Origin of the sequence: Tropicimonas sp. IMCC34043 (genome assembly GCF_003390845.1) — a bacterium.
In the GTDB taxonomy this organism is placed as follows: Bacteria; Pseudomonadota; Alphaproteobacteria; order Rhodobacterales; family Rhodobacteraceae; genus Tropicimonas.
This window is the reverse complement of sequence record NZ_QMEK01000003.1, coordinates 428,746-452,079: the sequence shown is the minus strand read 5'-3', so window position 1 is coordinate 452,079 and position 23,334 is coordinate 428,746. Positions and strand designations below refer to the sequence as shown.

The following is a 23,334-nucleotide window of genomic DNA, read 5'->3' as shown; positions in this document are numbered from 1 at the left end:
AGCTACGCCGGGTCAGAGAAAGTCGTCCCGGCGCGGTGTGAAACAGTCGACCAACTGCCCGGCGTCCAGGCAGACGCAGCCGTGGGTCGCGCCCGAGGGGATGACAAAGCTGTCCCCCGGGCCGACCTCGAAGCTGTCCTCGCCAAGCGTAAACCGGAAACGGCCGGATCTGACATAGGTCGACTGCACGTGTGGATGGCTGTGCAGGCTGCCCTCGCCCCCTGCCTCGAAGGTGAACGCGACAACCATCAGCTCGGGCGCCTCTGCCAGCACCTGGCGGGTGACGCCGGCCCCTGTGGCGACGGTGGGAAAGCTCTGCAACATTGAAGTCACCTCAGCGAAGGACGGACGGCAGCCACAGCGACAGCGCCGGGATGAAGGTGACCAGCATCAGCGTGAAGAGCGCCGCCCCATAGAACGGGAAGATCGATTTCATGACTTCCCAGATCGATATCTTGCCGACCGCGCATCCGACGAACAGCACCGTCCCAACCGGTGGCGTACAAAGCCCGATGCCAAGGTTCAGGATCAGGATGATGCCGAAGTGGATCGGATCGACCCCGAAGGCCAGCGCGACGGGCAGGAAGATCGGCGTCGTGATGACGATCAGCGGCGACATGTCCATGAAGGTGCCAAGGACCAGCAGCGCGATGTTGATCAGCAGCAGGATGACGATCGGATTGTCCGAGATGCCCTGCATGAAGATCACGATTGCGGTCGGGACCCTGAGATAGGCCAGCAGCCAGCCGAAGCTTGCCGCGCAGCCGATCACCAGCAACACCATTGCGGTGGTGCGCACCGCACCCATCGTCGCTTCGGTGAAATCCTTCCAGCTCAGCGTTCGATAGGCAAACAGCGTCACCAGAAGCGCGTAGACCACCGCGATGCACGAGGATTCGGACGCGGTGAAGATGCCCGAGCGGACGCCGCCGAAGATGATGGCAATCAGGATCAGTCCCGGCACCGCCTCGATGAAGAGCCGGGCGACCATGGACCAGCCCGGAAACTGCTCGGTCGGATAGTTGCGCCGCTTGGCCATGATACGGGCGGCGACCATCAGCGACCCGGCCAGCACCAGCCCCGGAATGATCCCGGCGGTGAACAGATCGGCAATCGACAGCTTGCCGCCCGACGAGATCGAATAGATGATCAGGTTGTGCGAGGGCGGCAGCATCAGCGCGATGATCGAGGCGGTGACGGTGATCGCGACGGCATAGTCGGTGCCATAGCCGCGCGCCTCCATCTGCTTGATCATGATCCCGCCGACAGCCGAGGTATCGGCCGCCGCCGAGCCCGAGATGCCGCCGAACATGACCGAAGTCAGCACGTTGACCTGGCCGAGCCCGCCCTGGAAGTGCCCGACAAGGGACCCCGCCAGCCCCACGAGCCTTCGGGCGATGTCGCCGCGGACCATGATCTCGCCGGCATAGATGAAGAACGGGATCGCCATGAGCGCGAAGACCGAGACACCCGAGTTCAGGCGCTGGAACACCACCACCGGCGGCAGCCCCAGATAGGTGACGGTGGCAAAGCTTGCGACGCCAAGGCAGAAGGCAATCGGCGTGCCGATCAGCAGCAGGAACACGAAGGTTCCGAACAGTATCCAGTATTCCATCACGCGGCTCCTTCCGAGGCGGTGTCGCGGTCCTCGTCGGGCATAACCTCGCCGAACCGGGCAGTCGGCAGGCCGGCGGCGCGGCGGAACAGGCGTTCGAGCGAGAAGATCACCAGCAGGAAGCCGCCGGCGACCACGGGTATGAAATCGAAGGCACCCGAGATGCCGAGCGAGGGGATGACGTTTCCGGAGGTCTTGGCGACAAGCTGGCCGCCGTAGAACATCATGCCGGCGCCGAAGGCGATCACAACCACATCCGAAATCGAATAGAGGACCAGCTTGGCCTTGTTGGGAAGCACCATCAGCATGACGTCGAACGACAGGTGATAGCCTTCGCGCACCCCGACGGCAGCGCCGAGGAAGATGAACCAGCCCATCACCATGACCGAGCCCGGCTCGGTCCAGACGATGCTGCTGTTCAGGACGTAACGCCAGAATACCTGGGCCGCGATCATCGCGGTCATCGTCACAAGTGCCGCACCGGACAGATAGAGCGCGATACGCCCGATCCATCCCGTGACCCACGCCACGGACTTCATCGTTTCCTGCACTTGCGCCTCCGGAAACTGGGCCCCGTGGCGGCGCACGGCCGCCACGGGGTGTTGGGGATCAAATCATTCGGTCGCCTGGATACGTTCGACGAGGCTCTGCAGCTCGGCGTCGGTGACGTATTTCTGATAGACCGGTGCCATCGCTTCGATGAACGGGGTCTTGTCGATCTCGGTCACGATCTCGGCGCCCGAGGCGCGGATCTTTTCTTCCGAGGCCCTCTCCTGAGCCGCCCAGAGCTCGCGCTCGATCGGAACCGACTCGGCAGCCGCTTCGCGGACCGCCTGCTGGTCTTCGGGCGACAGCTTGTCGAACGAGATCTTCGACATCACCACGACTTCGGGCACCATCAGGTGCTGATCGAGCGTGTAGTACTTGGCGACCTCGTAGTGGCCCGAGGTGTCATAGGACGGCCAGTTGTTCTCGGCCCCGTCGATGACCCCGGTCTGGATCGAGGAATAGACCTCGCCATAAGGCATCGGCGTCGCGTTGGCACCGAGCGCGCCGACCATGTCGACGAACACGTCCGACTGCATGACGCGGAACTTCATGCCCTGCAGGTCCTCGACCTTCGTGATCGGATGCTGGCTGTTGTAGAAGCTGCGCGAGCCCGAGTCGTAGAAGGCAAGGCCAACCAGGTCGTGGTCAGAGAACGTGGCCAGCATTTCCTCGCCGATCGGACCGTCGAGCACGTTGTGCTCGTGGCTGACCGAACGGAAGATATAGGGCAGCGAAAACACCTGGGTTTCGGGGATGATGTTGTTGAACGGGCCGATCGAGACGCGGTTGATGTCGATCACGCCGAACTGGGTCTGTTCGATCGTGTCCTTTTCCTCGCCCAGCTGGGCCGAACTGAACATCTCGATGCAGATCCGTCCGTCGGTCTTTTCCTCGAGGATCTTGCCCATGGCGCGGACGCCTTCGACGGTCGGATAGCCGTCGGGGTGCGTATCGGACGCCTTCAGCGTGATCTCGCAAGCGGCGGCGGCGCTGGCCATGGCCACGGTGGCAAGAAGAGTTGCAGTGACAGTCTTGAGCATCGGGTTCCCTCCCTAGGATTACTCGTCAGAGTTTGTAGGCCTGCTTCACAAGCCGGTAGGCGAGGTCTTGGGCGACCTCGAAAGCCTCATCCTCGGCCAGCCGGCCAGTACCGACCAGGGTGGCGAGGAAGGCGCAGTCGACGCGGCGAGCCACGTCGTGGCGTGCCGGGATCGAACAGAAGGCGCGGGTATCGTCGTTGAAACCGACGGTGTTGTAGAATCCCGCGGTTTCGGTCGTTGCCTCGCGGAACCGGCGCATCCCCTCGGGGCTGTCGTTGAACCACCAGGCAGGCCCGAGCTTGAGGCTCGGATAGACGCCGGCAAGCGGCGCCAGTTCGCGGGCATAAACCGTCTCGTCGAGGGTGAAGAGGATGATCGACAGCCCCGGCTCCAGCCCCACGGCATCCAGCAGCGGTTTCAGCGCGGCGACGTAATCGGTGCGCCCGGGGATGTCGAAGCCCTTGTCGCGGCCGAACTCGGCCAGCATCGGGGCCGAATGGTTGCGCCGGGCACCCGGATGGATCTGCAGGACCAGACCGTCGTCCAGACTCATCCGCGCCATCTCGGTCAGCATGTGGCCGCGGAAGGCATCGGCCTCCTCGGCCGTGCAACTTCCCTTCAGCGCCTTTTCGAACAGCGCCACCGCCTCGGATCGGGGGAGATTCTCGGTCCGCGCCGAAGCGTGGCCGTGATCCGAAGAGGTGGCGCCGAACCCTTTGAAAAAGGCGCGCCGAATTCGGTGCGCCTCAAGATATCCGTCCCATGTGGTGGCGTCGGTGCCGGCAAGCTCGCCAAGCAGCGCCACATTGGCAGCAAAGCCTTCGAACTCGGGGTCGACCACCGGATCGGGGCGATAGGCGGTCACGACCTTGCCCGACCAGCCGCTTTCGCGGATCATCCGATGCCAGCGCAGATCGTCGAGCGGGCTTTCCGTGGTTGCGATCGCCTCGATCCCGAAACGTTCGAACAACGCCCGCGGGCGATACTCGGGCCGGGCCAGACAGTCGGCGATGTGGTCATAGAAGTGATCCGCCGTTTCGGCCGACAACCGCCCCTCCAGCCCGAAGACCTCCTGGAACGAATGATCCAGCCACATCCGCGACGGCGTCCCGCGCAGCAGGTGAAAATTCTCGGCAAACACGCGCCAGATCTTGCGCCCGTCGGTCTCGACCCGGGTGCCGTCGGCATGGGGAACCCCGAGCGCATCGAGCGAAACACCCTGCGAGAACAGCATCCGGAACACATAGTGATCGGGTGTCACGAAAAGCTGGGCGGGGTCGGGGAAGGCTTCGTTCTCGGCAAACCAGCGGGGATCGGTGTGGCCATGCGGGCTGACAATCGGCAGATCCCTGACCGTGCCATAAAGATCTGCCGCAAATGCCCGCGCCGCAGGCTCTAATGGGAAAAGCCGGTTCTCGTCCAGTTTCGCCCGTGTGACGTCCTTCGCCATTGCGTCAAAGTCTCCCGCTTGCTCCCGGCCGCGTCCAAGACTGATTACATCAAGGTCGTTGCCTCTTGGCAAACTAATATGCTAGATTAACAGTGCAGTCAATCACCAGAAGTCATGTCCGACAATCTCAACCTCCTCCCCCTCGATCCAATAGACCGGCCCAGCGTCGCCGATCAGGTATTCGAGAAGCTGCATTCGCAGATCGTATCCCTGGCCTTGCCGCCCGGGGCACGCATTTCGGAAGTCGAGGTCGCCAAGGCGCTTGGTACCTCGCGCCAACCCGTGCGCGACGCCTTCTTCCGCCTGTCGAAGCTCGGATTTCTCGAGATCCGGCCGCAGCGGGCGACCACAGTCAGCCTGATCTCGATCGAGAAGGTGATGGAGGCGCGGTTCATCCGCACCGCGCTCGAGGTCGAGATCGTGCGCCACGCCTGCGAGGCGATGGACGCGGCGGGGCTCGCGCGGCTGCAGTCCAATCTGGAACGGCAATCCGACGCGGTTTCCGCCGATGACGCCCGGCGATTCCACAAGCTCGACGATGCGTTCCACCGCGAGATCTGCGAGATTTCGGGGCATCCCTATGCCTGGCAACTGATCGCCGAGAACAAGTCCCACCTCGACCGTGCCCGCCTGCTGTCGCTTGCCTTCAATCAGGGCGGGACGCTGCGCGAACATCGCGGGATCTATCAGGCGCTGATGCACCGCGATTCGGACAGCGCGGTCGCATTGATGCGCAACCATCTGACCCGCCTGATCGACGAGATCGACCGCATCCGTGCCGAAAACGAATCCTATTTCGCCGATCCCGAGGATCCGGCCCCGAGTGCCGGAAGCAGCTAGGGCCAGGGACAGACTGCACTGCGGCCGGGTCCGACATCCGCAGTGTCGTTGACCCGGAATGCTCTTAAAACCGGGCGTCGTGGGCTTGAACGGCGCCGAGACCAGGGATGGCACCATGACGACCGCGACGCGCACCCTTCGCCTGAACCCCGGCGACAATATCGTCATCGCCCTGCAGGACCTCGCCGCCGGAGAGGTTGTCGACGGCATCGACGCGCCGCTGGCGCAGGACATTCCCCGCGGCCACAAGATCGCGCGTAGCCCGATTGCCGCAGGCCAGACCGTGATCCGCTATGGCCAGATCATCGGCCAGGCCACGGCCGACATCGCATCGGGCGCGCATGTGCATTCCCACAATCTCGGCATGGGCGACCACAAACAGGACCACGCCTTTGCCAGCGTGGCGGTCCCGCTGCCGCCGATCGGCGAGGAGCGGACCTTTCAGGGGTATCGCCGCGCCGACGGCAAGGTCGGCACGCGCAATTATCTCGGCATCCTGACCTCGGTGAACTGCTCGGGCTCGGTCGCGCGGTTCATCGCAGAGGCCGCCGAGAAAAGCGGGCTTCTGGACGAATTTCCCAATGTCGACGGCATCATGGCCATCGTGCACGGCAGCGGCTGCGGCATGTCGTCCAAGGGCGAAGGCTATGACACGCTGTTCCGGACGCTGGCGGGCTATGGACAGAACCCGAACTTCGGCGGCATCCTCCTGGTCGGTCTTGGCTGCGAGGTGATGCAGCTTCCCGATCTGGTCGGGCGCCGCCCGATCCGCGCCGACGGCGCCCTGCGCTACATGACGATCCAGCAGAACGGCGGGACCCGTCGCACGATAGAGCTGGCGCTCGAGGAGCTGCGCAGCCTTGCCGCCCTTGCCAACGAAGCCCGCCGCGAGCCCTGCCCGGTTTCCGAAATCATGGTCGGGATGCAATGCGGCGGCTCGGACGGCTATTCCGGCATCACCGCCAACCCCGCGCTCGGCTATGCCTCGGACCTGCTGGTGCGACACGGCGGCACCACGATCCTGTCCGAAACCTCCGAGATCTATGGCGCCGAACACCTGCTGACCCGGCGGGCCGAAACCGCCGAGGTCGGCCAGAAGCTGATCGACCGCATCGCCTGGTGGGAGGATTACACCGCCCGCAACCGCATGGAGATGGACAACAACCCCAGCCCCGGCAACAAGCGCGGCGGGCTGACCACGATCCTTGAAAAGTCGCTGGGCGCGGTCGCGAAAAGCGGCACGGCGCCGCTGCGCGAGGTCTATCTTTATGGCGAGATCATCGACAGGAAGGGCTTCGTCTTCATGGACAGCCCCGGCTATGACCCCTGCTCTGTCACCGGACAGATCGCCTCGGGCGCGAACCTGATCGTCTTCACGACCGGCCGCGGGTCGGTCTCGGGCTACAAGCCCACGCCTTGCATCAAGCTTGCCACCAACAGCGAGATGTACGCGCGCATGTCGGGCGACATGGACCTGAACTGCGGCGACATCGTCACCGAGGGGGTCAGCATCGAACAGAAGGGCACGGACCTGTTCGAGCTGATGATCCGCGTCGCCTCGGGCGAACCCACGAAAAGCGAAGAACTGGGCTATGGCGGCGTCGAATTCGTGCCGTGGCAGATCGGCGCCGTGATGTAGCGCGGGCCGCCAAAGGCACTGGCGGCCAGCCGCTTTGGGATGCCCCTACCCCGGGATCATGCGCTTGATGCCGGTCCGGACCGCGACGGGCGCCGCCCGCACCGCCTCGGTCAACTCGATGACCGTATCCGCCATGTCCTCGGGCGCGACCAGCCGGTCGACCAGCCCCCAGGACAGCGCCGTCTCGGCCTCGATCCGCTGTGCGGCCATCAGGATCATCCGGGTCCGCGCCGGACCGATCAGCGCCGCCATCCGGCCGGGATCCGAGGGCTGCGGCAAATAGCCGAGCTTCATCACCGGATAGAAGAACTTCGCCCCCGGCACGGCGACGCGCAGATCGCAGGCCAGCACCATGCCAAAGGCACCGCCCGCCAGCGTTCCGTTCAGCGCCGCCACCGTCAGGCAGGGCATCGCCGCGATCCGGCCCGACAGATCCTCCCAGATCCCGTCGGTTGCCAGCCCCGCGCGGGCCTCCTCCAGATCGGCCCCGGCGGAGAACACCTTGCCCGCGCCGGTCAGCACAAAGGCGGCCGCCCCCGCCGCCTCGGCCGCGCCGGCTGCCTCGAATATCCCGGCCAGCATGTCGCGGGTCAGAGAATTTGCCTTGTCGGGCCGGTTGATCCGCACCGTCCAGACATCGCCGTCCTGCGCGACCTCGATCATCGCATCATCTCCACGCGCGCCCGGATCTGTTCGTCGCGCAATGCGATCTCCTGGCCGAGGAATTCGTCTGCCTCGGGCCCGCACATCCACAGCAGCGCCCGCGCCGGCAGTTCGGGCGGAATATGTACCGACCAGTCAAGCTTGCTGACCGGATTGATCCCGCTGTCCTTGACGCTGCGCTGCATTTCGGTCGCCACGGTTCCGGGCGACAGCCCCATGACCCGCAGCCCGAGATGGGAATATTCCTTGTGCAGACTGGCGGTCAGCATCGCGGCCCCGGCCTTCGAGGCGCAATAAGCGCTCCATGCCTCGACCGGGCCGTGCGCCGCGCCGGAACTGAGCGACAGCACCGTGCCGCCGCCCTGATGCAGCATCACTGGCAGGGCCGCGCGCATACCGTGAAAGACGCCCTTCAGATTGACGTCGATCGTATATCCCCAGGCGTCGGGATCGGCCTCGGCCATATGGACGATCGGGTCGATCACACCGGCATTGTTGATCAGAACGTCGAGCCGGCCGAAGGTCTTCACCGTGGCCGCCACGGCGGCCTCGATCTCCCAGAACCGCGTTATCTCGCAGGGGATCGCCAGCGCCGATTCGCCGATCTCGCCAGCGACCGCGGCAACCCCATCGGGGTCGCGCGCCGCAAGTGCGACCTTGGCCCCGGCGGCGGCAAAGGCGTGGGCGGCGGCGGCACCGATGCCGCGGCTTGCCCCGGTGATCAGCGCCACCTTTCCCTTCATGTCGCTCATGGCCTTCCCCTCGCTATCGTCCAGTCGCCTCTGGAATGCCGTTTTTTGCCCGGCAACGAAAGGGCCTTTGGGCACAAGCCTTGACCCTCCCGCTGGCGTAGCGGACATTCGGGCCGAAGCAGAAAGACAGCGGAGGGATCCTGTCCTATGAAACATCGTATTCTGTGCGGGGCCTCGGCCGCCGTGCTGGCCGCAAGCGCGAGCGCGGGCTGGAGCCTGACCGCGCAGGAGGCCTGGGACACCTGGGAGACCACGGCACAGACGTTCGGGCAGACCGTAACGGTTGGCCGCGAGATCCCGGGCGACGGGACCCTGACCCTGCGCGACGTCACCGTCGCTTCGGACGAGGAAGGGCGCACGATGGTCGCCAAGGTGGCCGAGGTCGTGCTGACCGACCAAGCCGACGGGACAGTGCGCATGACGCTCTCGCCCGAGGTTCCGGTCACTGTGACCAACACCGAGACACCGGACGAGGCCGTCATGGTCTCGCTCCTGATCGGCCAGAGCGGGCTCGAGATCGTCGGCAGCGATGCCGATGGCCCGACCCGTTTTGCCATCGCGGCGCCCAGCGTCACCGCCAAGGTCGTCAAGATGACGATCAACGACCTGATCCAGCCGCTGCAGCTCGACGCCGGGCTGCAAGGGCTGCGGGGCAGTTATGTCCTGGCCCCGGGCGCGGGCGGCGAGATGAGCTCGGATATGGCAGCCGACAGCTTTGCGTTTGACCTTGGCTATGGCAAGGAAGGCAGCGGCGGGGCGCTGGCGGCGGATGTCACGGTGTCGAATCTGACCTCGGTCGCGCGCAGCGTCGGCGTCACCCGCGACGTCACCGACGATCTCGGCGCTGCGCTGCGCTCTGGCATGGCATCCGAGGGTCGGGCGGGCTATGGCCCGGCGGCGTTCGACATCGAATTCCGGGACGGCCCCCAAGTCTTTCATGCCAATGGCGGGCTTGCGAGCGGCTCGGTCGATTTTGCGCTCGACGCCCAGCGACTGTCTTATGAGGTTGGCTACCAGGGGCTCGACGTGACCGCATCGGGCAGCTCGATCCCGTTGCCCGATCTCCACCTGGCGCTTGGCAAGGCCGGCATCGGCTTTGCATTTCCCTCCCAGCCCAGCGACACCGCCGAGCCCTTCGGCGTAAATCTGGCGCTGGAGGATCTGGCGCTTGACGAGGGGCTGTGGTCGATGGTCGATCCCGCGGGCGTCCTGCCACGCGATCCGGCGACGTTGCAGCTTGACCTGTCCGGTCTTGGCCGGTGGAGCGCCGATCTGTTCGACCCGGCAGCGATGGCCGCGCTCGACGCGCAAGGGGTTGCCCCGGGCGAGGTCGAGGCGGTGACAATCGACAAGCTGAACCTTGTGGCACTCGGTGCGCAACTGACCGGAACGGGCGGATTTACCTTCGATCCCACCGACACCACCACCTTCGAGGACATACCGCGGCCCGAGGGCACGGTCGATCTTACCATGACCGGCGGCCTCGATCTGATCGAGAACCTGACCAAGACCGGGCTGATTCCGCAGGAACAGGTGATGATGGTGCGGATGATGGTCGGGATGTTCGCCAAGCCCGGCAAGGGTCCGGACGAGCTGACATCGCAGATCACCATCGCGCCCGATGGCCGAGTGCTGATCAACGGCGCGCCAATGCCGTTCTGAGCGTCGACAGCTCCCTGAGGCGTCCGGGGACATCCCCTCGGACGCCACTCTACCCGACGTCGCCTGCCCGGACGCCCTGCGCGTCGCGGATCGGCAACCGCAGGTCGCGGGCACAACGGTGCAGGTCCGGCTCCCGGCTCCGCGCGCCCTTCCCGACCAGACCGGCGATCAGGGGGCGGCTCTCGATCGGCCAGCCGTTCGGCCGCGCCGCCACATCGCCGCCGCAGATGAGAGCCTCGCAAGTTGCGCTTCGGCTGACGGATTCAGCATCGGCAGTCCGGGTTGAATATGCGCGCTGCGTCGCCGGGATCAACTGCACGGGCGAACACTTGCGCCTTGCACAAACGCGGGTTCGACCCTAGCTCCGAGACTCACGACGACGAGAGGCCAGCCGATGGAACAGCGACTGCAAACCTTGACCACGGACCTGCTCGAGGTCGCCCGCAAGGCCGGGGCCGAGGCCGCCGATGCGGTCGCGATGGAGGGTCGGTCGATCTCGATCGACGTCCGCGATGGAAGGCTGGAACAGGCGGAACGCGCCGAGGGCACGGAACTTGGCCTGCGCGTGCTGATCGGCCGCCGCCAGGCCTGCGTCTCGTCCTCCGACAGCGCGCCCGCGACGCTGGCCGAGATGGCCGCGCGCGCCGTGGCAATGGCCCGCGAGGCGCCCGAAGACCCCGGTGTCGGCCTTGCCGCCCCCGATCAACTGGCCAGCGACCGCGACGTGACCCAACTCGATCTGGCCGACCCGGCGCCCGAACCCGATCCCGCGGGGCTCGAATCCGACGCCCGCACGGCCGAGGCCGCAGCGCTTGCCCATGCGGGTATCTCGAGGGTCGACAGTGCCAGCGCGGTCTATGGCAGCCAACGGGTGCATCTGGCCACCTCGGGGGGGTTCTCGGGCGGCTATGCCCGGACAAGTTCTGCCCTGTTCGTCGTCGCGATCACCGGCGAAGGCACCGGGATGGAACGCGACTATTACGGCGAAAGCCGGATCTATCGCGCCGATCTGCCCACCCCTGAAGAGGTCGGCCGGATCGCCGCCGAACGCACGCTGGCCCGTTCGGGCGCGCGGCGCCCGCCGACCGGCGCCTTTCCGGTGCTGTTCGATGAACGCGTCGCGGCCAGCCTGGTCGGCCACCTGCTGGCCGCAATCAACGGCTCTGCCATCGTCCGCGGCGCCTCGTGGCTGCGCGATGCGATGGGCGAACAGGTCCTGCCCGCGACGCTGTCGCTGACCGAGGATCCGCTGCGCCCGCGGGTTTCCGCCTCGCGGCTGTTCGACGCCGAAGGTCTGGCGACCGCGCGCCGCGATCTGGTCCGGGACGGCGTGCTGCAGGGCTGGGTGCTTGACCTTGCGACCGGGCGCAAGCTTGGGCTCGACAGCACGGCAAATGCGGCGCGTGGCGCGTCCGCCCCCCCCTCGCCCTCGGTCTCGAACGTGGCGCTGACACAGGGCACGGCCAGCCGGGACGAGTTGATCGCGCAGATGGGCCGCGGGCTTCTGGTCACCTCGATGATCGGCTCGACGGTCAATCCCAACACCGGCGACTATTCCCGCGGCGCGTCCGGCTTCTGGGTCGAAAATGGCGAGATCGCGTTTCCGGTCAACGAATGCACCATCGCCGGCAACCTCCGCGAGATGCTGCGCTCGCTCGTCCCCGCGAACGACGCGCGCCTGCATCTGAGCCGCGTCGTCCCCTCGCTGCTGGTCGAGGGGCTGACCATTGCCGGAGAATGACCTTGCGTTGCTGATCGACGCCGCGATGGCGGCGGGCGAAATCGCGCAACGCCATTTCCGCACCGACCACATGGTCTGGCAAAAGGACGACGGTCAGGGGCCGGTCACCGAGGCCGATCTGGAAGTCGACCGGATGCTGCGCGAGACGCTCACCGCCGCCCGCCCCGGTTATGGCTGGATGTCCGAGGAAACGCCCGACGACGCCGCGCGACTGGGCAAATCCCGGCTGTTCGTGGTCGATCCGATCGACGGCACCCGCGCCTTTACCGAGGGCCAATCCGCCTGGGCGCATTCGCTTGCGGTGGTCGAGGACGGCGCGGTCACCGATGCGGTGGTGTTCCTGCCGATGCTCGAGCGGATGTTCACCGCCCGCCGCGGCGCCGGCGCCCGGCTGAACGGCGCGCCGATGGCGGCAAGCCGCCGCGAGCGGATCGCGGGTGCCACCATGCTGGCCGCGCGCGGGACGCTCGATCCGCGGCACTGGCCGGATGTCCCGCCGCCGGTCGAACGGCACTTTCGCAGCTCGCTCGCCTACCGGCTCAGCCTGGTTGGCGCGGGCCGGTTCGATTGCATGCTGACGCTGCGCCAAAGCTGGGAATGGGATATCGCCGCCGGCGCGCTGATCGCCACCGAAGCCGGCGCGACGGTCAGCGACCGCATGGGGCGGCCATTGCGGTTCAATACGCCGGGTCGTCAGACCGACGGGGTCGCCGCCGCGGCGCCCGGGATCCACAAGGAGATCCTGCCGCGCGACCGCGCCTGGGTCCCCGATGGCGTCAAACGTCCTGGCCCGTGACCTCGGGCGTCCTTGACGGGCCTTCGCCACACGCTAGGGTGCCGCGCAACTTCAGTCAGGATCCGGAGGAACCAATGGTTCAGCGTCTGCACCTCGTCTTTGGTGGCGAACTCGTCGACCCCGCGAAAAGCACGTTCAAGTCGGTCGACGACATCCACATCGTCGGCATGTTCCCCGACTATGCCACCGCCCACGACGCCTGGAAGGCCGAGGCGCAGCGCACCGTGGACAACGCCCACATGCGCTATTTCATCGCCCATATTCACCGGCTCCGCGACGAGGAAGTCGAGGCTTCGGCGACCGAAGAACTCGGCTGAGCCGGCGTTGGAGATCCCGACGCTGCCCACGCTGAAGGACCGGGTCCGCGGCCCGACGATCACTCGCAGGCTGCATCAGCAGGTCCAGCGCGGCGGCGATGAGGGGCGGCTCGCCGCCGAACGGCTGGGTCAGTCGGACGTGCCCCGTCCCGACGGCCCCGTGATCTGGCTGCATGCGCCCGACGGTCTTGCAGTCGGCGCGATCGAATCGCTGGTCAACCGGCTGGTCGAAATGGCGCCGGACGCCTCGGTGCTGGTCACCGCCCCGCCCGGGCAGCAACTGCCGACGGGCGTCGACATCGTCGGGATCGTGCACCAATCCCCGCCGCTCGATTCCGCGAAGCCGGTGGAGCAGTTTCTCGACCACTGGCGCCCCGATGTCGGGATCTGGTTCGACCGGATCGACGCGCCGCTGCTGCTCGACCGTGCCGCGTCACAGGAAATCCCGCTGTTCTTCCAGAACGCCGTTCTGCCGCGGCTGCGCGGGCCGCGCGCGCGCAACGCCCATCGCCGGCTGCTTGGCCTGTTCGAATCGGTGCTGGTTCCGGATACGACGGAATCCGAACGCATCCGGTCGCTTGGCGCACTTACGACCCGCATCGAGATCACCGGGCGGCTGAGCCATGTCGCCACCCCGCTCGACTATGTCGAATCCGAACGCAACGCGCTCGCGCGGGCGCTGCGGGCGCGTCCGATTTGGCTCGCGTCCTGCCCGACCCCTGACGAGATCGCGCCGATTCTCGCCGCCCACCGCGAAGCTCAGCGCATCATGCATCGGCTGCTGCTCATCATCGTGCCGTCCACCGATGCGCAGGCCCCGGCACTTGCCGAGGAATTCTCGGCCCAGGGCTGGCGGGTCGCCCGCCGCGACGCCAACGAGGACCCCGAGGAATCGACCGAGATATTCCTGGCCGACCTGCGCGAGGAGCTTGGCCTTTTCTATCGCCTCGCCCCGGTCAGCCTGCTTGGCGGCACCTTCAGCAAAGGCGAGGTGCCACCAGCGATGGAGCCTGCCGCGCTCGGTTCGGCGATCATCGCCGGGCCGCATTTCGGCCGCCAGGCCGAGGCGCTTGGACTGCTTCATGCCGCGGGGGCGGCGCGCATCCTGACCGGCCCGAACCGGCTTGGTGCCGCCGTCGCCGACCTGATGGCGCCGGAACGGGCCGCACAGATGGCGTTGCGGGGCTGGGATGTCGCATCGGACGGTGCGCAGGTGCTTGAACGGCTGATGGCGCTGGTGGCCCACGTGCTGCCGAAGCGGCGAACCTGATGCGCCCCCCCGGCTTCTGGGACAATCCCGCCGATGCCCCGGGCCTTGCCGCCCGCCTGCTGGCGCCGCTCGGCTGGCTTTACGGGGCCGCCACTGCCCGGCGGCTGGCCCGCGGCACGCCCTGGCATGCGCCGGTTCCGGTGATCTGCGTCGGCAACCTCAATGCCGGCGGCACCGGCAAGACCCCGACCGTGATCGCGCTGTTGCAGCGGCTGGGGGACGGCAGCCACGTGGTCAGCCGTGGCCATGGCGGCCGGCTGGAAGGCCCGGTCCGGGTCGATCCCGCGCAGCACAGCGCCGCCGACGTCGGCGACGAACCACTGTTGCTGGCAGCCTTTGCGCCGGTCTGGGTTGCCCGTGACCGCGCGGCCGGCGTGCGCGCGGCTGCGGCCGCCGGGGCCGCCCGCGTGGTGCTGGACGACGGGTTCCAGAACCCGTCGGTCGCCAGGGATCTGTCGATCGTGGTGGTCGACGCCAGACAGGGCTTCGGCAACGGCCGCTGCGTCCCCGCCGGCCCGCTGCGAGAGCCGGTCGCGGCGGGACTCGCCCGCGCCGACCTGATCCTGACGATCGGCGATGCAGTGACGCAGCAGCATTTCTCGGATCGCTGGGGGGATGCGGTTGCCGCAGCAGCGGTGCCACGGATCAGCGGCCGGCTGGCACCGCTGCAGACCGGGATGGACTGGCAGGGCCTGCCAGTGCTGGCCTTTGCCGGGATCGGCCATCCCGAGAAGTTCTTCGCCACGCTCCGCGCGCAGGGCGCCGAGTTGCGCCGCACCGAGGCGCTCAATGATCACCAGCCGCTCACCAACGCGCTGCTGACCCGGCTGATGCGCGATGCCGCCCGGCACGGCGCCCAGCTTGTCACCACGGAAAAAGACGCCGTGCGTCTGCCGGCTGCGCTGCGCGGTCAGGTTCTGACGCTGCCGGTGCGGCTGGAATTCGACGACCCGGGCGCGCTCGACGCCCGGCTCGCCGCTTTGGGCTGAGGCGTTATTTCTTCGCCAGTTCTTCGTCCAGCGTCTTGGCGAAGTCCTCATAGCTCATGTTCGAGTACTTCTTTCCGTCGATTATGAAGGTCGGCGTGGCGTCGATGCCGTCTGCCTTGCTGTTGCCCTCGTACCAGTCGACCAGCGCCTGGGCCTGGGCGGCATCCTGCAGGCAGGCATTGACCTGCTCGTCGCTCAGCCCCGCCTTGCGCCCGATCTTGCGCAGATTGTCGCCGATCTGGGCAGGCTCGCCCTCGGTCCAGTCGTTGATCTCGGCGAACAGCATGTCGGCAATGCCGTAGAACCGCATCTCGCCGCCGCACCGCGCCACCATGCTGGCCCAGAGCCCGTAGCGGTCGAAATAGACCTCGCGCTGGATGAACTTCACCTTGCCGGTGTCGATGTAATTCTTGCGGATTTGGGGAAAGACCTCTTGGTTGAACCGGGCGCAGTGGCCGCAGGTGAACGAGGCGTATTCGATCACCTCGACCGGCGCGTCGGCCTTGCCCAGAACCATGTCCTCGATCGCCACGGCGTCCTGCGCCTGCGCCGCACCGGCGCCGATCAGCGATGACAGGGCCGGCGCCGCGGGAAGGGTCCAGGGGCCAAGGCCGGCAACCGCGGCAAGAACCAGTGCGGACAGGGTCTGTGTGGTGGTCATTCCGATGTCTCCGATCGTGTCTTTTTCGATTTGTTCAATATCTGTTCGCCAAGGGCTGCCAGCGCCCGACGCAAACCCTCGTCTTCCACCTCGCCTGCCATCGCCTCGGCCTGCACGACCAGCACCGGGTCAGCGACCCGCGGCGCGGTCTTTGGCGCCGGATCAAACTGCGCCTGACCTTCGGCAAAGCCTGTCGGCGCGGTCTGGGTAAACCGGATCCGCGTGATGGCGGCATAGCCATAGACGGAATTGATCTTTTCGCGCAGCCGCGGTTCCTGCATCTGCAACAGCGGTGCCTGTGCCCCGGGGCAGAGCACCGTCAAAGTCGCCCCGAACCCCCCGCGGGCATAGCTGACCGAAAGCGGGCGCGTAACCCCGGCGATATCGGGCCCGACGATCTCGGCCCAATGGGTCAGCAGCCGCGTCTCGGCAAAGCCACGCTTCTCGGACGCCGTGCGAATCCGCTCGCCGAGAAGGCTCGAGGTTCGTTCGAACCCGCGCATCCGCCGGCGCGGGCCGGCGATGGGCTTTCGGGGTGCCGCCATGACCTGACAAATCCTGTTCCTCGGTCTATCTACACCGACGGTCGGGCCGGCGACCAGACGCTTGACCATGCGGGGAATAAAGAATGTGTGACGAAATCGAACCCGCCGCAATGGCCGCAGCCCTGCGCGCATGGTATCTGGCCCATGGCCGCGACCTGCCCTGGCGGGTCGGACCGGCGGCGCGGGCATCCGGCGAACACCCCGATCCCTATCGGGTCTGGCTGTCCGAGGTCATGTTGCAGCAGACGACCGTTGCGGCGGTGCGCGAGCGTTTCCTGCGCTTTACCGCCCGTTGGCCAAAGGTGCAGGCGCTGGCTGCCGCCGAGGACGCCGACGTGATGGCGGAATGGGCCGGGCTTGGGTATTACGCGCGGGCGCGCAACCTGCTGAAATGCGCCCGGGCCGTTGCCGGGCCTCTCGAGGGTCAGTTTCCCGCCGACCGCGCCGCCCTGCAGGCTCTGCCGGGCATCGGCCCCTATACCGCCGCCGCGATTGCCGCCATCGCCTTCGATCTGCCCGAGACGGTGGTCGACGGCAATGTCGAGCGGGTGATGGCCCGGCTTTTCGCTGTCGAGACCCCGCTGCCCACCGCCAAGCCGCAGCTTGTCGCCCTCGCCCATCGCCTGACGCCCGAAATGCATCCGGGCGATCATGCGCAGGCCGTGATGGACCTTGGCGCCACGATCTGCACGCCGACCTCGCCCGCCTGCGGGATTTGCCCTCTGACCCGGTGCTGCGCCGCGCGGGCCAGCGGCATCGCTGCCGAACTGCCGCGGCGCGCGCCAAAGACCGCCAAGCCAATCCGGCTTGGCATCGCCTATGTCGCGCGCCGCGCCGATGGTGCGCTGCTGCTGGAAACCCGGGCGCCACGCGGGTTGCTGGGCGGCATGCTGGGCTGGCCGGGCTCGGACTGGTCCGAGGCCCCCGCGCCTGCCCCGCCTGTTGCCGCCGACTGGCGTGCGCTGGAGGCCGAGGTTCGCCATACCTTCACGCATTTTCATCTGCGCCTTCAGGTGCAGATCGCCGATGTTGCCGCCGCAACCGACCCGGTGCAGGGCCACTTCGTCCCGGCGCGCGCGTTCCGTCCCGAGGATCTTCCCACGGTGATGCGCAAGGTCTGGGCGCTGGCCTCCAGCGCGTTCGACCGCGCAAACCCCGACCCCCGCTGAACCGGGGTTACGGCGCCCGCCTTGCACCCCGGCCGCGATCCGTGGTGGTCTCGGGCAGGGCCTGATCCATCGGGCCAACACAGGAGGACAAAGAGAATGACCGCCCCCCAGACCGGCACCTGCCGTTGCGGCGCCACCCGCATCGAGGTTTCCGAGCCGCCTTTCATGACCGCCGCCTGCCATTGCACCGGCTGCCAGAAGATGAGCTCGAGCGCGTTTTCGCTGACCGCGATGGTGCCGGCCCACAGCCTTCGCGTCGTTCAGGGCGACCCGGTCAAGGGCGGGCTGCGCGGCCCGCAGCTCGACCACTATTTCTGCCCGGAATGCCTGACCTGGATGTTCACCCGGATCACCGGCATGGAGGATTTCGTCAACATCCGCCCGACCATGTTCGATGTGCCGTCCTGGTGCGATCCGTTCATCGAGACGATGACCGCCGAAAAACTGCCCTGGGCCACGACCCCGGCGCGCCACAGCTTTGAACACTTCCCCGGGATGGCGGATTTTCCGGCGCTGATGGAGGCCTTCGCAGCAGAGCGGGCATAGGTCCGCCGGGCCGGGGTGCCCCCGGCACAAAAAAGCCCCGCCTCAATCGAGGCGGGGCCAGTAGGTGCGGCTGTGTCAGGTCACAGGCACCGGCGGAAACACGGTATTTTCCGGTATTCTGGATGGACGCCACGTCACGACGGGCACCCCGACGGGACGTGAGTTCGGATCAGGTCAGGCGGTCGCGCATTTCGGCGCGGATCTGCTGGCGCAGCACGTCGATCGATACCGGCTTGCCGTCGCGCCGAAAGTGCCAATAGGTCCAGCCGTTGCACGAGGGCGCGCCTTCCAGCGCCGCGCCGACCTGATGGATCGAGCCCTTGGTGTCGTTCGAGATCAGCGTTCCGTCAGCGCGGATCTTGGCCGCCTTGCCGGTCGGCGACACCAGCATTTCGCCCGGCCGCAGCATCCCGCGCTCGACCAGCTGGCCGAAGGCCACCCGCGGTTCCGCCCGCTTCGAGGTCGTGACCTCGAGCGCATCGCGCTCCAGCGGCCGCACCCGGTCGATTCGCGCCTCGGCGATTCGGCGGTACTCTTCCTCGCGTTCGATCCCGATAAAGTTGCGCCCCAGCATCTTTGCAACCGCCCCGGTTGTTCCAGTGCCAAAAAATGGGTCAAGCACCACGTCGCCGGGATTGGTCGTGCCGACGATCACCCGGTGCAGCAGGCTTTCAGGTTTCTGTGTCGGATGCGCTTTGTCGCCCTTGGCATCCTTCAGCCGCTCGGACCCGGTGCAGATCGGCAGCACCCAGTCAGACCGCATCTGCACGCCTTCGTTCAGCGACTTCAGCGCCTCGTAGTTGAACGTGTACTTGCCACCCTCGGAGCGGCTGGCCCAGATCATCGTCTCATGCGCATTGGTCAGCCGCTTGCCGCGGAAGTTCGGCATCGGGTTGGCCTTGCGCCAGACGACGTCGTTGAGGATCCAGAACCCCGCATCCTGCAGCTTGGCGCCGACGCGGAAGATGTTGTGATAGGACCCGATGACCCAGATCGCGCCGTTGGGCTTCAGCACCCGGCGCGCCTCGGCCAGCCAGGCCTCGGTAAAGGCGTCATAGGTCGCGAAGGATGCGAAGCTGTCCCAATGGTCGTCCACCGCATCGACAAGGCTGTTGTCGGGGCGGTGAAGGTTGCCCTTGAGTTGCAGGTTATAGGGCGGATCGGCAAAGATCAGATCCACGCTGGCCTCCGGCAGGCCGCGCATCGCCTCGATGCAGTCGCCGGACAGGATCCGGTTCACGGGCAGCACGTCTGCCCCCGTTTTGGTCGTCGTCTTTGTCATCGCTGCCTCTGTCCCGCGCCCGTTCACCTGGCGTCTAAACTGTGGACAGAATGAGTCACCGGCGAATCGCCGTCAATTTCTTTTTTGAATCAATCACTTGGCGATTTGCCTTGATACAAGATGTTGCGCACCGGTGCGAACAAACGCCTATGATGTGGGGTTACCCCCAGATCTCGAAGCGCCGCCTTGTGTTCGGGCGTCGGGTAGCCCGCGTTGTGATCCCAGCCATAGCCGGGGTGCTGTTGCGCCAAATCCACCATTAGCTCGTCCCGTGCCACCTTGGCCACGATCGAGGCAGCCGCGATTGACAGGCAACGCGCATCGCCGCGGATCAGCATCCGCGCCCGGCAGGGCAGATCCCGCGGCACGAATTTGCCGTCGATCAGCGCGTAGTCCGGCGCCGGATCGAGCATGCGGAGCGCGCGCACCATCGCCAGATGTGCCGCGCGCAGGATATTCAGCCGCTCGATCTCCTCGACGCTGACATGCACGACCGCCACCCAGGCGCTCTGGCGGATCAGCCCGGCCAGCACCTCGCGCCGTTTCGGCGACAGCTTCTTGCTGTCGTCCAGGCCCTCGGGGATGTTGCCGGGGTCAAGCACGACCGCCGCCGCGGTCACAGGCCCCGCAAGCGGCCCGCGCCCCACTTCGTCGACGCCTGCGATCACGCGCGCGCCTTCGGCCCAGCCGGCCAGTTCCATTTCCAGATCCGGTTTCATGGCGCCAACCGAGCGCGCCTTTCCGTCTTGCGCAAGCCCAAATTCCGCCCACCGCCAGACTCCGTGTCCTGAATCAAACGCCGCGCGACCTGCCAGAAAACAGGCAACGGTGCTGCACACGAGGTCAGGATACGGGCAAAAGGCCCGGCTACGAGCGTCAGTGGCGTTCACAAGGCGGTTTCTGTGTTAGGTTAATACAATCAAGCTCGACATACTCAACAGCAACAATGGCGAGGTGCGACAATGACAAGCGAAGCTATTCCTGGCGGAGGCCCGAAACTTTCGCTGACGGCAAGGATCATGATCGGCATGGTGGCCGGTGTGATCATCGGCGTCATCTTCAACCTGATCGACGCGCCCTTCATCAACCAACACATCGTCGGCGGCCTGTTCGCCATGATCGGCAAGGCCTTTGTCAATGCGTTGAAGATGCTTGTGGTGCCGCTGGTCGTGTTTTCGCTGATCTGCGGCGTGCTCGGGATCGGCGACATCCGCATTCTCGGCCGGGTCGGCGGCAAGGCCTTTGTGCTCTACATGCTGACCACGGCCATCGCGATTGCGGTGGCGCTGATCATCGCGACAATCGTCGGCCCCGGCGCCGGATTCAGCATGGAGGGGATCGAAGCCGGATCGATCACGGCGGCGACCGCTCCCACCGTCTGGGACGTCTTCGCCAATATCGTGCCTTCGAACCCGGTCTCGGCGATGGCCAACGGCGACATGCTGCAGGTCATCTTCTATGTCATCGTGGTGGGCGTCGCCGCGCTGATGCTGGGCGAGATATCGAAGCCTTTCGCGCTGGCGGCCGAATACATGAACGAGCTGATGATGAAGGTCGTCGAGATCGTCATGGCCTTTGCCCCCATCGGCGTGTTCTGCCTGATCGCCAAGGTCTTTGCCGAACAGGGGGTCGGGCTGTTCGTGCCGGTTCTGGCCTATGTCGCAACGCTGACCGGTGTGCTGTTGCTGCACCTCTTCGTCACGCTGATGGTGCTGCTGAAGGTGCTGTCGGGGCTCAACCCGATGACCTTCATGGCCAAGATCCGGCCCGCGCAGCTGTTCGCCTTCTCGACGGCCAGTTCCAACGCCACGATCCCGGTCACCTATCGCTGCGTGACCGAACGGATGGGGGTCGACAACTCGGTCGCCTCCTTCACCGTTCCGCTGGGCGCGACCGTCAACATGGATGGCACCGCGATCATGCAGGGCGTCGCGACCGTGTTCCTGGCCAATGTCTATGGCGTCGATCTGGGGATCGGCGGCTATCTGACCGTGATCGCCATGGCCGTTCTGGCCTCGATCGGCACCGCCGGCGTGCCGGGCGTGGGCCTTGTCATGCTGACCATGGTGCTGACCCAGGTCGGGTTGCCGATCGAGGGGATTGCACTGATCCTCGGGGTCGACCGGCTGATGGACATGATCCGCACCGCGGTGAACATCACCGGCGATGCGGTGGTCTCGACCATCGTCGCCAAGTCCGAGGGCAAGGTGGATGTCGGGATCTACAACGACCCGAACGCGGGGCTGCTGGAGGAACATCTCGGCATCGACCCCCATGCAGAAGAGGTCCTGGCCGACGCTGCCCGGCCGCATCCGGCGGAATAGACAGCCCTCGCCACGGCACGGACTTGTGCCCGGCAAACAGGAAAGGGCGGCGCGGTCACGAGATGTGCCGCGCCGCCCGTTTGTTACGAACCGGCTTCGTTACCGGCCGACGGCGACGTAGTCGGTGAAGCCCGCCTCGATCACGTCGTGCCGGGAATAGATGTTGCGCAGATCGGCCATCTTCGGCGCGGCCATCCCCGAGGCGATGCGGGACAGATCGAGCGCGCGGAACTCGTTCCACTCGGTCAGCAGCACCAGCAGGTCGGCGTCCTCGGCAGCGGTATAGGGATCCTCGACCCAGGTCACCCCGGGCAACAGCCCCTCGCCCTCGCGCCTGCCCTGCGGGTCGACGACCCGCACCTTGGCCCCGCCGCCGATCAGCGCCGGCACGATGGTCAGCGCGGGCGCATCGCGCATGTCGTCGGTGTTGGGCTTGAAGGTCACGCCGAGGACCGCGATGGTGCGGCCGTTGAAGGTGCCACCGCAAAGGTCCTGCAGCTTTGCCACCATGCGGCGCTTGACCTCGTCATTGACCTTTATGACGGCCTCGACGATCTGCTGCGGCACGGCGTGATCCTGGCCGATCCGCGCCAGCGCGCTGGTGTCCTTGGGAAAACACGATCCGCCATAGCCGGGGCCGGCATGCAGGAACTTGTTGCCGATGCGACCGTCAAGACCCATGCCCTTCGACACCGACTTGATGTCGGCACCGACCCTTTCGCACAGCGCCGCGATCTCGTTGATGAAGGTGATCTTGGTCGCAAGAAAGGCGTTTGCGGCGTATTTGATCATCTCGGCCGATTCAAGATCGGTATAGACGATGGGAAAATCGCGCAGGAACAGCGGGCGATAGACCTCGCCCATCACCTCTTTCGCGCGTTCGGAGGAGACACCGACAACCACCCGGTCGGGGCGCATGAAATCGTCGATCGCCGCCCCTTCGCGCAGGAATTCGGGGTTCGAGGCGACATCGAACACCAGATCGGGGTTCGCACCGCGCACGATCTCCTCGACCTTGCGGTTGGTGCCGACGGGCACCGTCGATTTGGTGACGATGACCGCATAATCTGTCATGCAGCTGGCGATTTCCTCGGCCGCGGCAAAGACATAGGACAGATCGGCATGGCCGTCGCCACGCCGCGTCGGCGTGCCAACCGCGATGAAGATCGCGTCCGCGCCTTCGACCGCCTGCGAAAGATCGCCGGTGAACGACAGCCGCCCGGCCGCCACGTTGCGTTCCATCAGCGCGTCGAGCCCGGGTTCGTAAATCGGGACCTCGCCACGTTCCAGCATCTCGATCTTCGCGGGATTCTTGTCGACGCAGACGACCTCATGCCCGAAATCGGAAAAACAAACGCCGGATACGAGGCCAACGTATCCCGTTCCGATCATGGCGATTTTCATGCTGTGCCCCTGTCCTGAAAAATGTTCCGAGAGATGCCGCACTGCAGCACATGGATCGAATGTGGCACGCCTGTCAACGC

23 protein-coding genes are annotated in these 23,334 nt (G+C 66.2%); 11 read left to right on the top strand and 12 right to left on the bottom strand.

All coding sequences use genetic code 11. From position 1 onward, the window contains the following. Positions 1-12 precede the first annotated feature (12 nt). From DQG17_RS14630 to uxaC, 5 genes are all read right to left on the bottom strand, one after another. Positions 13-324 (bottom strand): cupin domain-containing protein, encoded by a 312-nt coding sequence (locus tag DQG17_RS14630; RefSeq protein ID WP_198666136.1) that lies wholly within the window; start codon positions 322-324, stop codon positions 13-15. Positions 325-334: 10 nt separating this feature from the next. Then, positions 335-1,615, bottom strand: coding sequence for a TRAP transporter large permease (locus DQG17_RS14625; protein WP_116133574.1), 1,281 nt, complete (start codon positions 1,613-1,615; stop codon positions 335-337). Next, positions 1,615-2,166 carry a TRAP transporter small permease gene (locus DQG17_RS14620; protein ID WP_198666135.1) on the bottom strand — a complete coding sequence of 184 codons (552 nt, stop codon included), beginning with the start codon at positions 2,164-2,166 and terminating at the stop codon, positions 1,615-1,617. The genes DQG17_RS14625 and DQG17_RS14620 overlap by 1 nt, the downstream gene beginning before the upstream one ends. 63 nt (positions 2,167-2,229) lie before the next feature. Beyond that, a complete protein-coding gene (locus DQG17_RS14615) occupies positions 2,230-3,204 on the bottom strand; it encodes a TRAP transporter substrate-binding protein (protein ID WP_116133572.1) in 975 nt (324 codons plus the stop codon). A 25-nt stretch (positions 3,205-3,229) separates the two neighbouring features. Beyond that, positions 3,230-4,654, bottom strand: a complete 1,425-nt coding sequence (gene uxaC, locus DQG17_RS14610; protein ID WP_116133571.1) for a glucuronate isomerase — start codon at positions 4,652-4,654, stop codon at positions 3,230-3,232. Positions 4,655-4,768: 114 nt separating this feature from the next. On the opposite strand from uxaC, the gene DQG17_RS14605 reads away from it, so the two are divergent. Beyond that, positions 4,769-5,494 carry a GntR family transcriptional regulator gene (locus DQG17_RS14605; protein WP_116133570.1) on the top strand — a complete coding sequence of 242 codons (726 nt, stop codon included), beginning with the start codon at positions 4,769-4,771 and terminating at the stop codon, positions 5,492-5,494. A gap of 115 nt (positions 5,495-5,609) precedes the next feature. After that, positions 5,610-7,133, top strand: coding sequence for a UxaA family hydrolase (locus DQG17_RS14600; RefSeq protein WP_116133569.1), 1,524 nt, complete (start codon positions 5,610-5,612; stop codon positions 7,131-7,133). Between the two features lie 45 nt (positions 7,134-7,178). Here DQG17_RS14600 and DQG17_RS14595 read toward each other — a convergent pair whose 3' ends face one another. Together DQG17_RS14595 and DQG17_RS14590 are read right to left on the bottom strand one after the other, a co-directional pair. Continuing rightward, positions 7,179-7,796 (bottom strand): enoyl-CoA hydratase/isomerase family protein, encoded by a 618-nt coding sequence (locus DQG17_RS14595; RefSeq protein ID WP_116133568.1) that lies wholly within the window; start codon positions 7,794-7,796, stop codon positions 7,179-7,181. Beyond that, positions 7,793-8,548 (bottom strand): SDR family oxidoreductase, encoded by a 756-nt coding sequence (locus DQG17_RS14590; protein WP_116133567.1) that lies wholly within the window; start codon positions 8,546-8,548, stop codon positions 7,793-7,795. Before DQG17_RS14590 ends, DQG17_RS14595 begins: the two co-directional genes overlap by 4 nt. 147 nt (positions 8,549-8,695) lie before the next feature. Between DQG17_RS14590 and DQG17_RS14585 the strand changes: the two genes are divergently transcribed. From DQG17_RS14585 to lpxK, 6 genes are all read left to right on the top strand, one after another. Beyond that, complete coding sequence (locus DQG17_RS14585; protein ID WP_116133566.1) at positions 8,696-10,210, top strand: DUF2125 domain-containing protein; 1,515 nt, start codon at positions 8,696-8,698, stop codon at positions 10,208-10,210. Between the two features lie 394 nt (positions 10,211-10,604). Then, positions 10,605-11,951: a TldD/PmbA family protein gene (locus DQG17_RS14575; protein WP_116133564.1), complete on the top strand. Its 1,347-nt coding sequence runs from the start codon at positions 10,605-10,607 to the stop codon at positions 11,949-11,951. Beyond that, positions 11,938-12,747, top strand: coding sequence for a 3'(2'),5'-bisphosphate nucleotidase CysQ (locus tag DQG17_RS14570; protein ID WP_116133563.1), 810 nt, complete (start codon positions 11,938-11,940; stop codon positions 12,745-12,747). The genes DQG17_RS14575 and DQG17_RS14570 overlap by 14 nt, the downstream gene beginning before the upstream one ends. 74 nt (positions 12,748-12,821) lie before the next feature. Next, complete coding sequence (locus DQG17_RS14565) at positions 12,822-13,064, top strand: DUF4170 domain-containing protein (protein WP_116133562.1); 243 nt, start codon at positions 12,822-12,824, stop codon at positions 13,062-13,064. A 7-nt stretch (positions 13,065-13,071) separates the two neighbouring features. After that, complete coding sequence (locus DQG17_RS14560; protein WP_157973625.1) at positions 13,072-14,334, top strand: 3-deoxy-D-manno-octulosonic acid transferase; 1,263 nt, start codon at positions 13,072-13,074, stop codon at positions 14,332-14,334. Then, complete coding sequence (gene lpxK / locus DQG17_RS14555; RefSeq protein ID WP_116133560.1) at positions 14,334-15,323, top strand: tetraacyldisaccharide 4'-kinase; 990 nt, start codon at positions 14,334-14,336, stop codon at positions 15,321-15,323. The genes DQG17_RS14560 and lpxK overlap by 1 nt, the downstream gene beginning before the upstream one ends. 4 nt (positions 15,324-15,327) lie before the next feature. Here the strand turns inward: lpxK and DQG17_RS14550 are convergent, their stop codons facing one another. After that, entirely contained in the window at positions 15,328-15,984 is a 657-nt protein-coding gene (locus DQG17_RS14550; protein ID WP_116133559.1) for a DsbA family protein, read from the bottom strand. After that, complete coding sequence (locus DQG17_RS14545) at positions 15,981-16,529, bottom strand: DUF721 domain-containing protein (protein WP_116133558.1); 549 nt, start codon at positions 16,527-16,529, stop codon at positions 15,981-15,983. Before DQG17_RS14545 ends, DQG17_RS14550 begins: the two co-directional genes overlap by 4 nt. Positions 16,530-16,612: 83 nt before the next feature. Here DQG17_RS14545 and DQG17_RS14540 point away from each other — a divergent pair, with 83 nt between their 5' ends. After that, on the top strand, positions 16,613-17,698 hold the full coding sequence (locus DQG17_RS14540; protein WP_116133557.1) for an A/G-specific adenine glycosylase: 1,086 nt from the start codon (positions 16,613-16,615) through the stop codon (positions 17,696-17,698). A gap of 96 nt (positions 17,699-17,794) precedes the next feature. After that, a complete protein-coding gene (locus DQG17_RS14535) occupies positions 17,795-18,244 on the top strand; it encodes a GFA family protein (RefSeq protein WP_116133556.1) in 450 nt (149 codons plus the stop codon). Positions 18,245-18,413: 169 nt separating this feature from the next. Here DQG17_RS14535 and DQG17_RS14530 read toward each other — a convergent pair whose 3' ends face one another. Both DQG17_RS14530 and DQG17_RS14525 read right to left on the bottom strand, forming a co-directional pair. Beyond that, positions 18,414-19,526, bottom strand: coding sequence for a site-specific DNA-methyltransferase (locus DQG17_RS14530; protein ID WP_116133555.1), 1,113 nt, complete (start codon positions 19,524-19,526; stop codon positions 18,414-18,416). Positions 19,527-19,615: 89 nt separating this feature from the next. Further along, a complete protein-coding gene (locus DQG17_RS14525) occupies positions 19,616-20,227 on the bottom strand; it encodes a ribonuclease HII (RefSeq protein ID WP_369908039.1) in 612 nt (203 codons plus the stop codon). 261 nt (positions 20,228-20,488) lie between these two features. Between DQG17_RS14525 and DQG17_RS14520 the strand changes: the two genes are divergently transcribed. Continuing rightward, entirely contained in the window at positions 20,489-21,850 is a 1,362-nt protein-coding gene (locus DQG17_RS14520) for a dicarboxylate/amino acid:cation symporter (protein ID WP_116133553.1), read from the top strand. 99 nt (positions 21,851-21,949) lie between these two features. Here the strand turns inward: DQG17_RS14520 and DQG17_RS14515 are convergent, their stop codons facing one another. Beyond that, entirely contained in the window at positions 21,950-23,254 is a 1,305-nt protein-coding gene (locus DQG17_RS14515) for a UDP-glucose/GDP-mannose dehydrogenase family protein (protein ID WP_116133552.1), read from the bottom strand. Positions 23,255-23,334: the final 80 nt, after the last annotated feature.

Excerpts from the sequence above, each read along its gene's own strand:
- uxaC (WP_116133571.1), bottom strand. The coding sequence starts at position 4,654 with ATGGCGAAGGACGTCACACGGGCGAAACTGGACGAGAACCGGCTTTTC.
- DQG17_RS14515 (WP_116133552.1), bottom strand. The coding sequence starts at position 23,254 with ATGAAAATCGCCATGATCGGAACGGGATACGTTGGCCTCGTATCCGGC.
- DQG17_RS14575 (WP_116133564.1), top strand. The coding sequence starts at position 10,605 with ATGGAACAGCGACTGCAAACCTTGACCACGGACCTGCTCGAGGTCGCC.
- DQG17_RS14545 (WP_116133558.1), bottom strand. The coding sequence starts at position 16,529 with ATGGCGGCACCCCGAAAGCCCATCGCCGGCCCGCGCCGGCGGATGCGC.
- DQG17_RS14595 (WP_116133568.1), bottom strand. The coding sequence starts at position 7,796 with ATGATCGAGGTCGCGCAGGACGGCGATGTCTGGACGGTGCGGATCAAC.
- DQG17_RS14535 (WP_116133556.1), top strand. The coding sequence starts at position 17,795 with ATGACCGCCCCCCAGACCGGCACCTGCCGTTGCGGCGCCACCCGCATC.
- DQG17_RS14530 (WP_116133555.1), bottom strand. The coding sequence starts at position 19,526 with ATGACAAAGACGACGACCAAAACGGGGGCAGACGTGCTGCCCGTGAAC.
- DQG17_RS14615 (WP_116133572.1), bottom strand. The coding sequence starts at position 3,204 with ATGCTCAAGACTGTCACTGCAACTCTTCTTGCCACCGTGGCCATGGCC.
- DQG17_RS14525 (WP_369908039.1), bottom strand. The coding sequence starts at position 20,227 with ATGGAACTGGCCGGCTGGGCCGAAGGCGCGCGCGTGATCGCAGGCGTC.
- DQG17_RS14600 (WP_116133569.1), top strand. The coding sequence starts at position 5,610 with ATGACGACCGCGACGCGCACCCTTCGCCTGAACCCCGGCGACAATATC.
- DQG17_RS14585 (WP_116133566.1), top strand. The coding sequence starts at position 8,696 with ATGAAACATCGTATTCTGTGCGGGGCCTCGGCCGCCGTGCTGGCCGCA.
- DQG17_RS14565 (WP_116133562.1), top strand. The coding sequence starts at position 12,822 with ATGGTTCAGCGTCTGCACCTCGTCTTTGGTGGCGAACTCGTCGACCCC.
- DQG17_RS14550 (WP_116133559.1), bottom strand. The coding sequence starts at position 15,984 with ATGACCACCACACAGACCCTGTCCGCACTGGTTCTTGCCGCGGTTGCC.
- DQG17_RS14540 (WP_116133557.1), top strand. The coding sequence starts at position 16,613 with ATGTGTGACGAAATCGAACCCGCCGCAATGGCCGCAGCCCTGCGCGCA.
- DQG17_RS14630 (WP_198666136.1), bottom strand. The coding sequence starts at position 324 with ATGTTGCAGAGCTTTCCCACCGTCGCCACAGGGGCCGGCGTCACCCGC.
- DQG17_RS14590 (WP_116133567.1), bottom strand. The coding sequence starts at position 8,548 with ATGAGCGACATGAAGGGAAAGGTGGCGCTGATCACCGGGGCAAGCCGC.
- lpxK (WP_116133560.1), top strand. The coding sequence starts at position 14,334 with ATGCGCCCCCCCGGCTTCTGGGACAATCCCGCCGATGCCCCGGGCCTT.
- DQG17_RS14605 (WP_116133570.1), top strand. The coding sequence starts at position 4,769 with ATGTCCGACAATCTCAACCTCCTCCCCCTCGATCCAATAGACCGGCCC.
- DQG17_RS14520 (WP_116133553.1), top strand. The coding sequence starts at position 20,489 with ATGACAAGCGAAGCTATTCCTGGCGGAGGCCCGAAACTTTCGCTGACG.
- DQG17_RS14625 (WP_116133574.1), bottom strand. The coding sequence starts at position 1,615 with ATGGAATACTGGATACTGTTCGGAACCTTCGTGTTCCTGCTGCTGATC.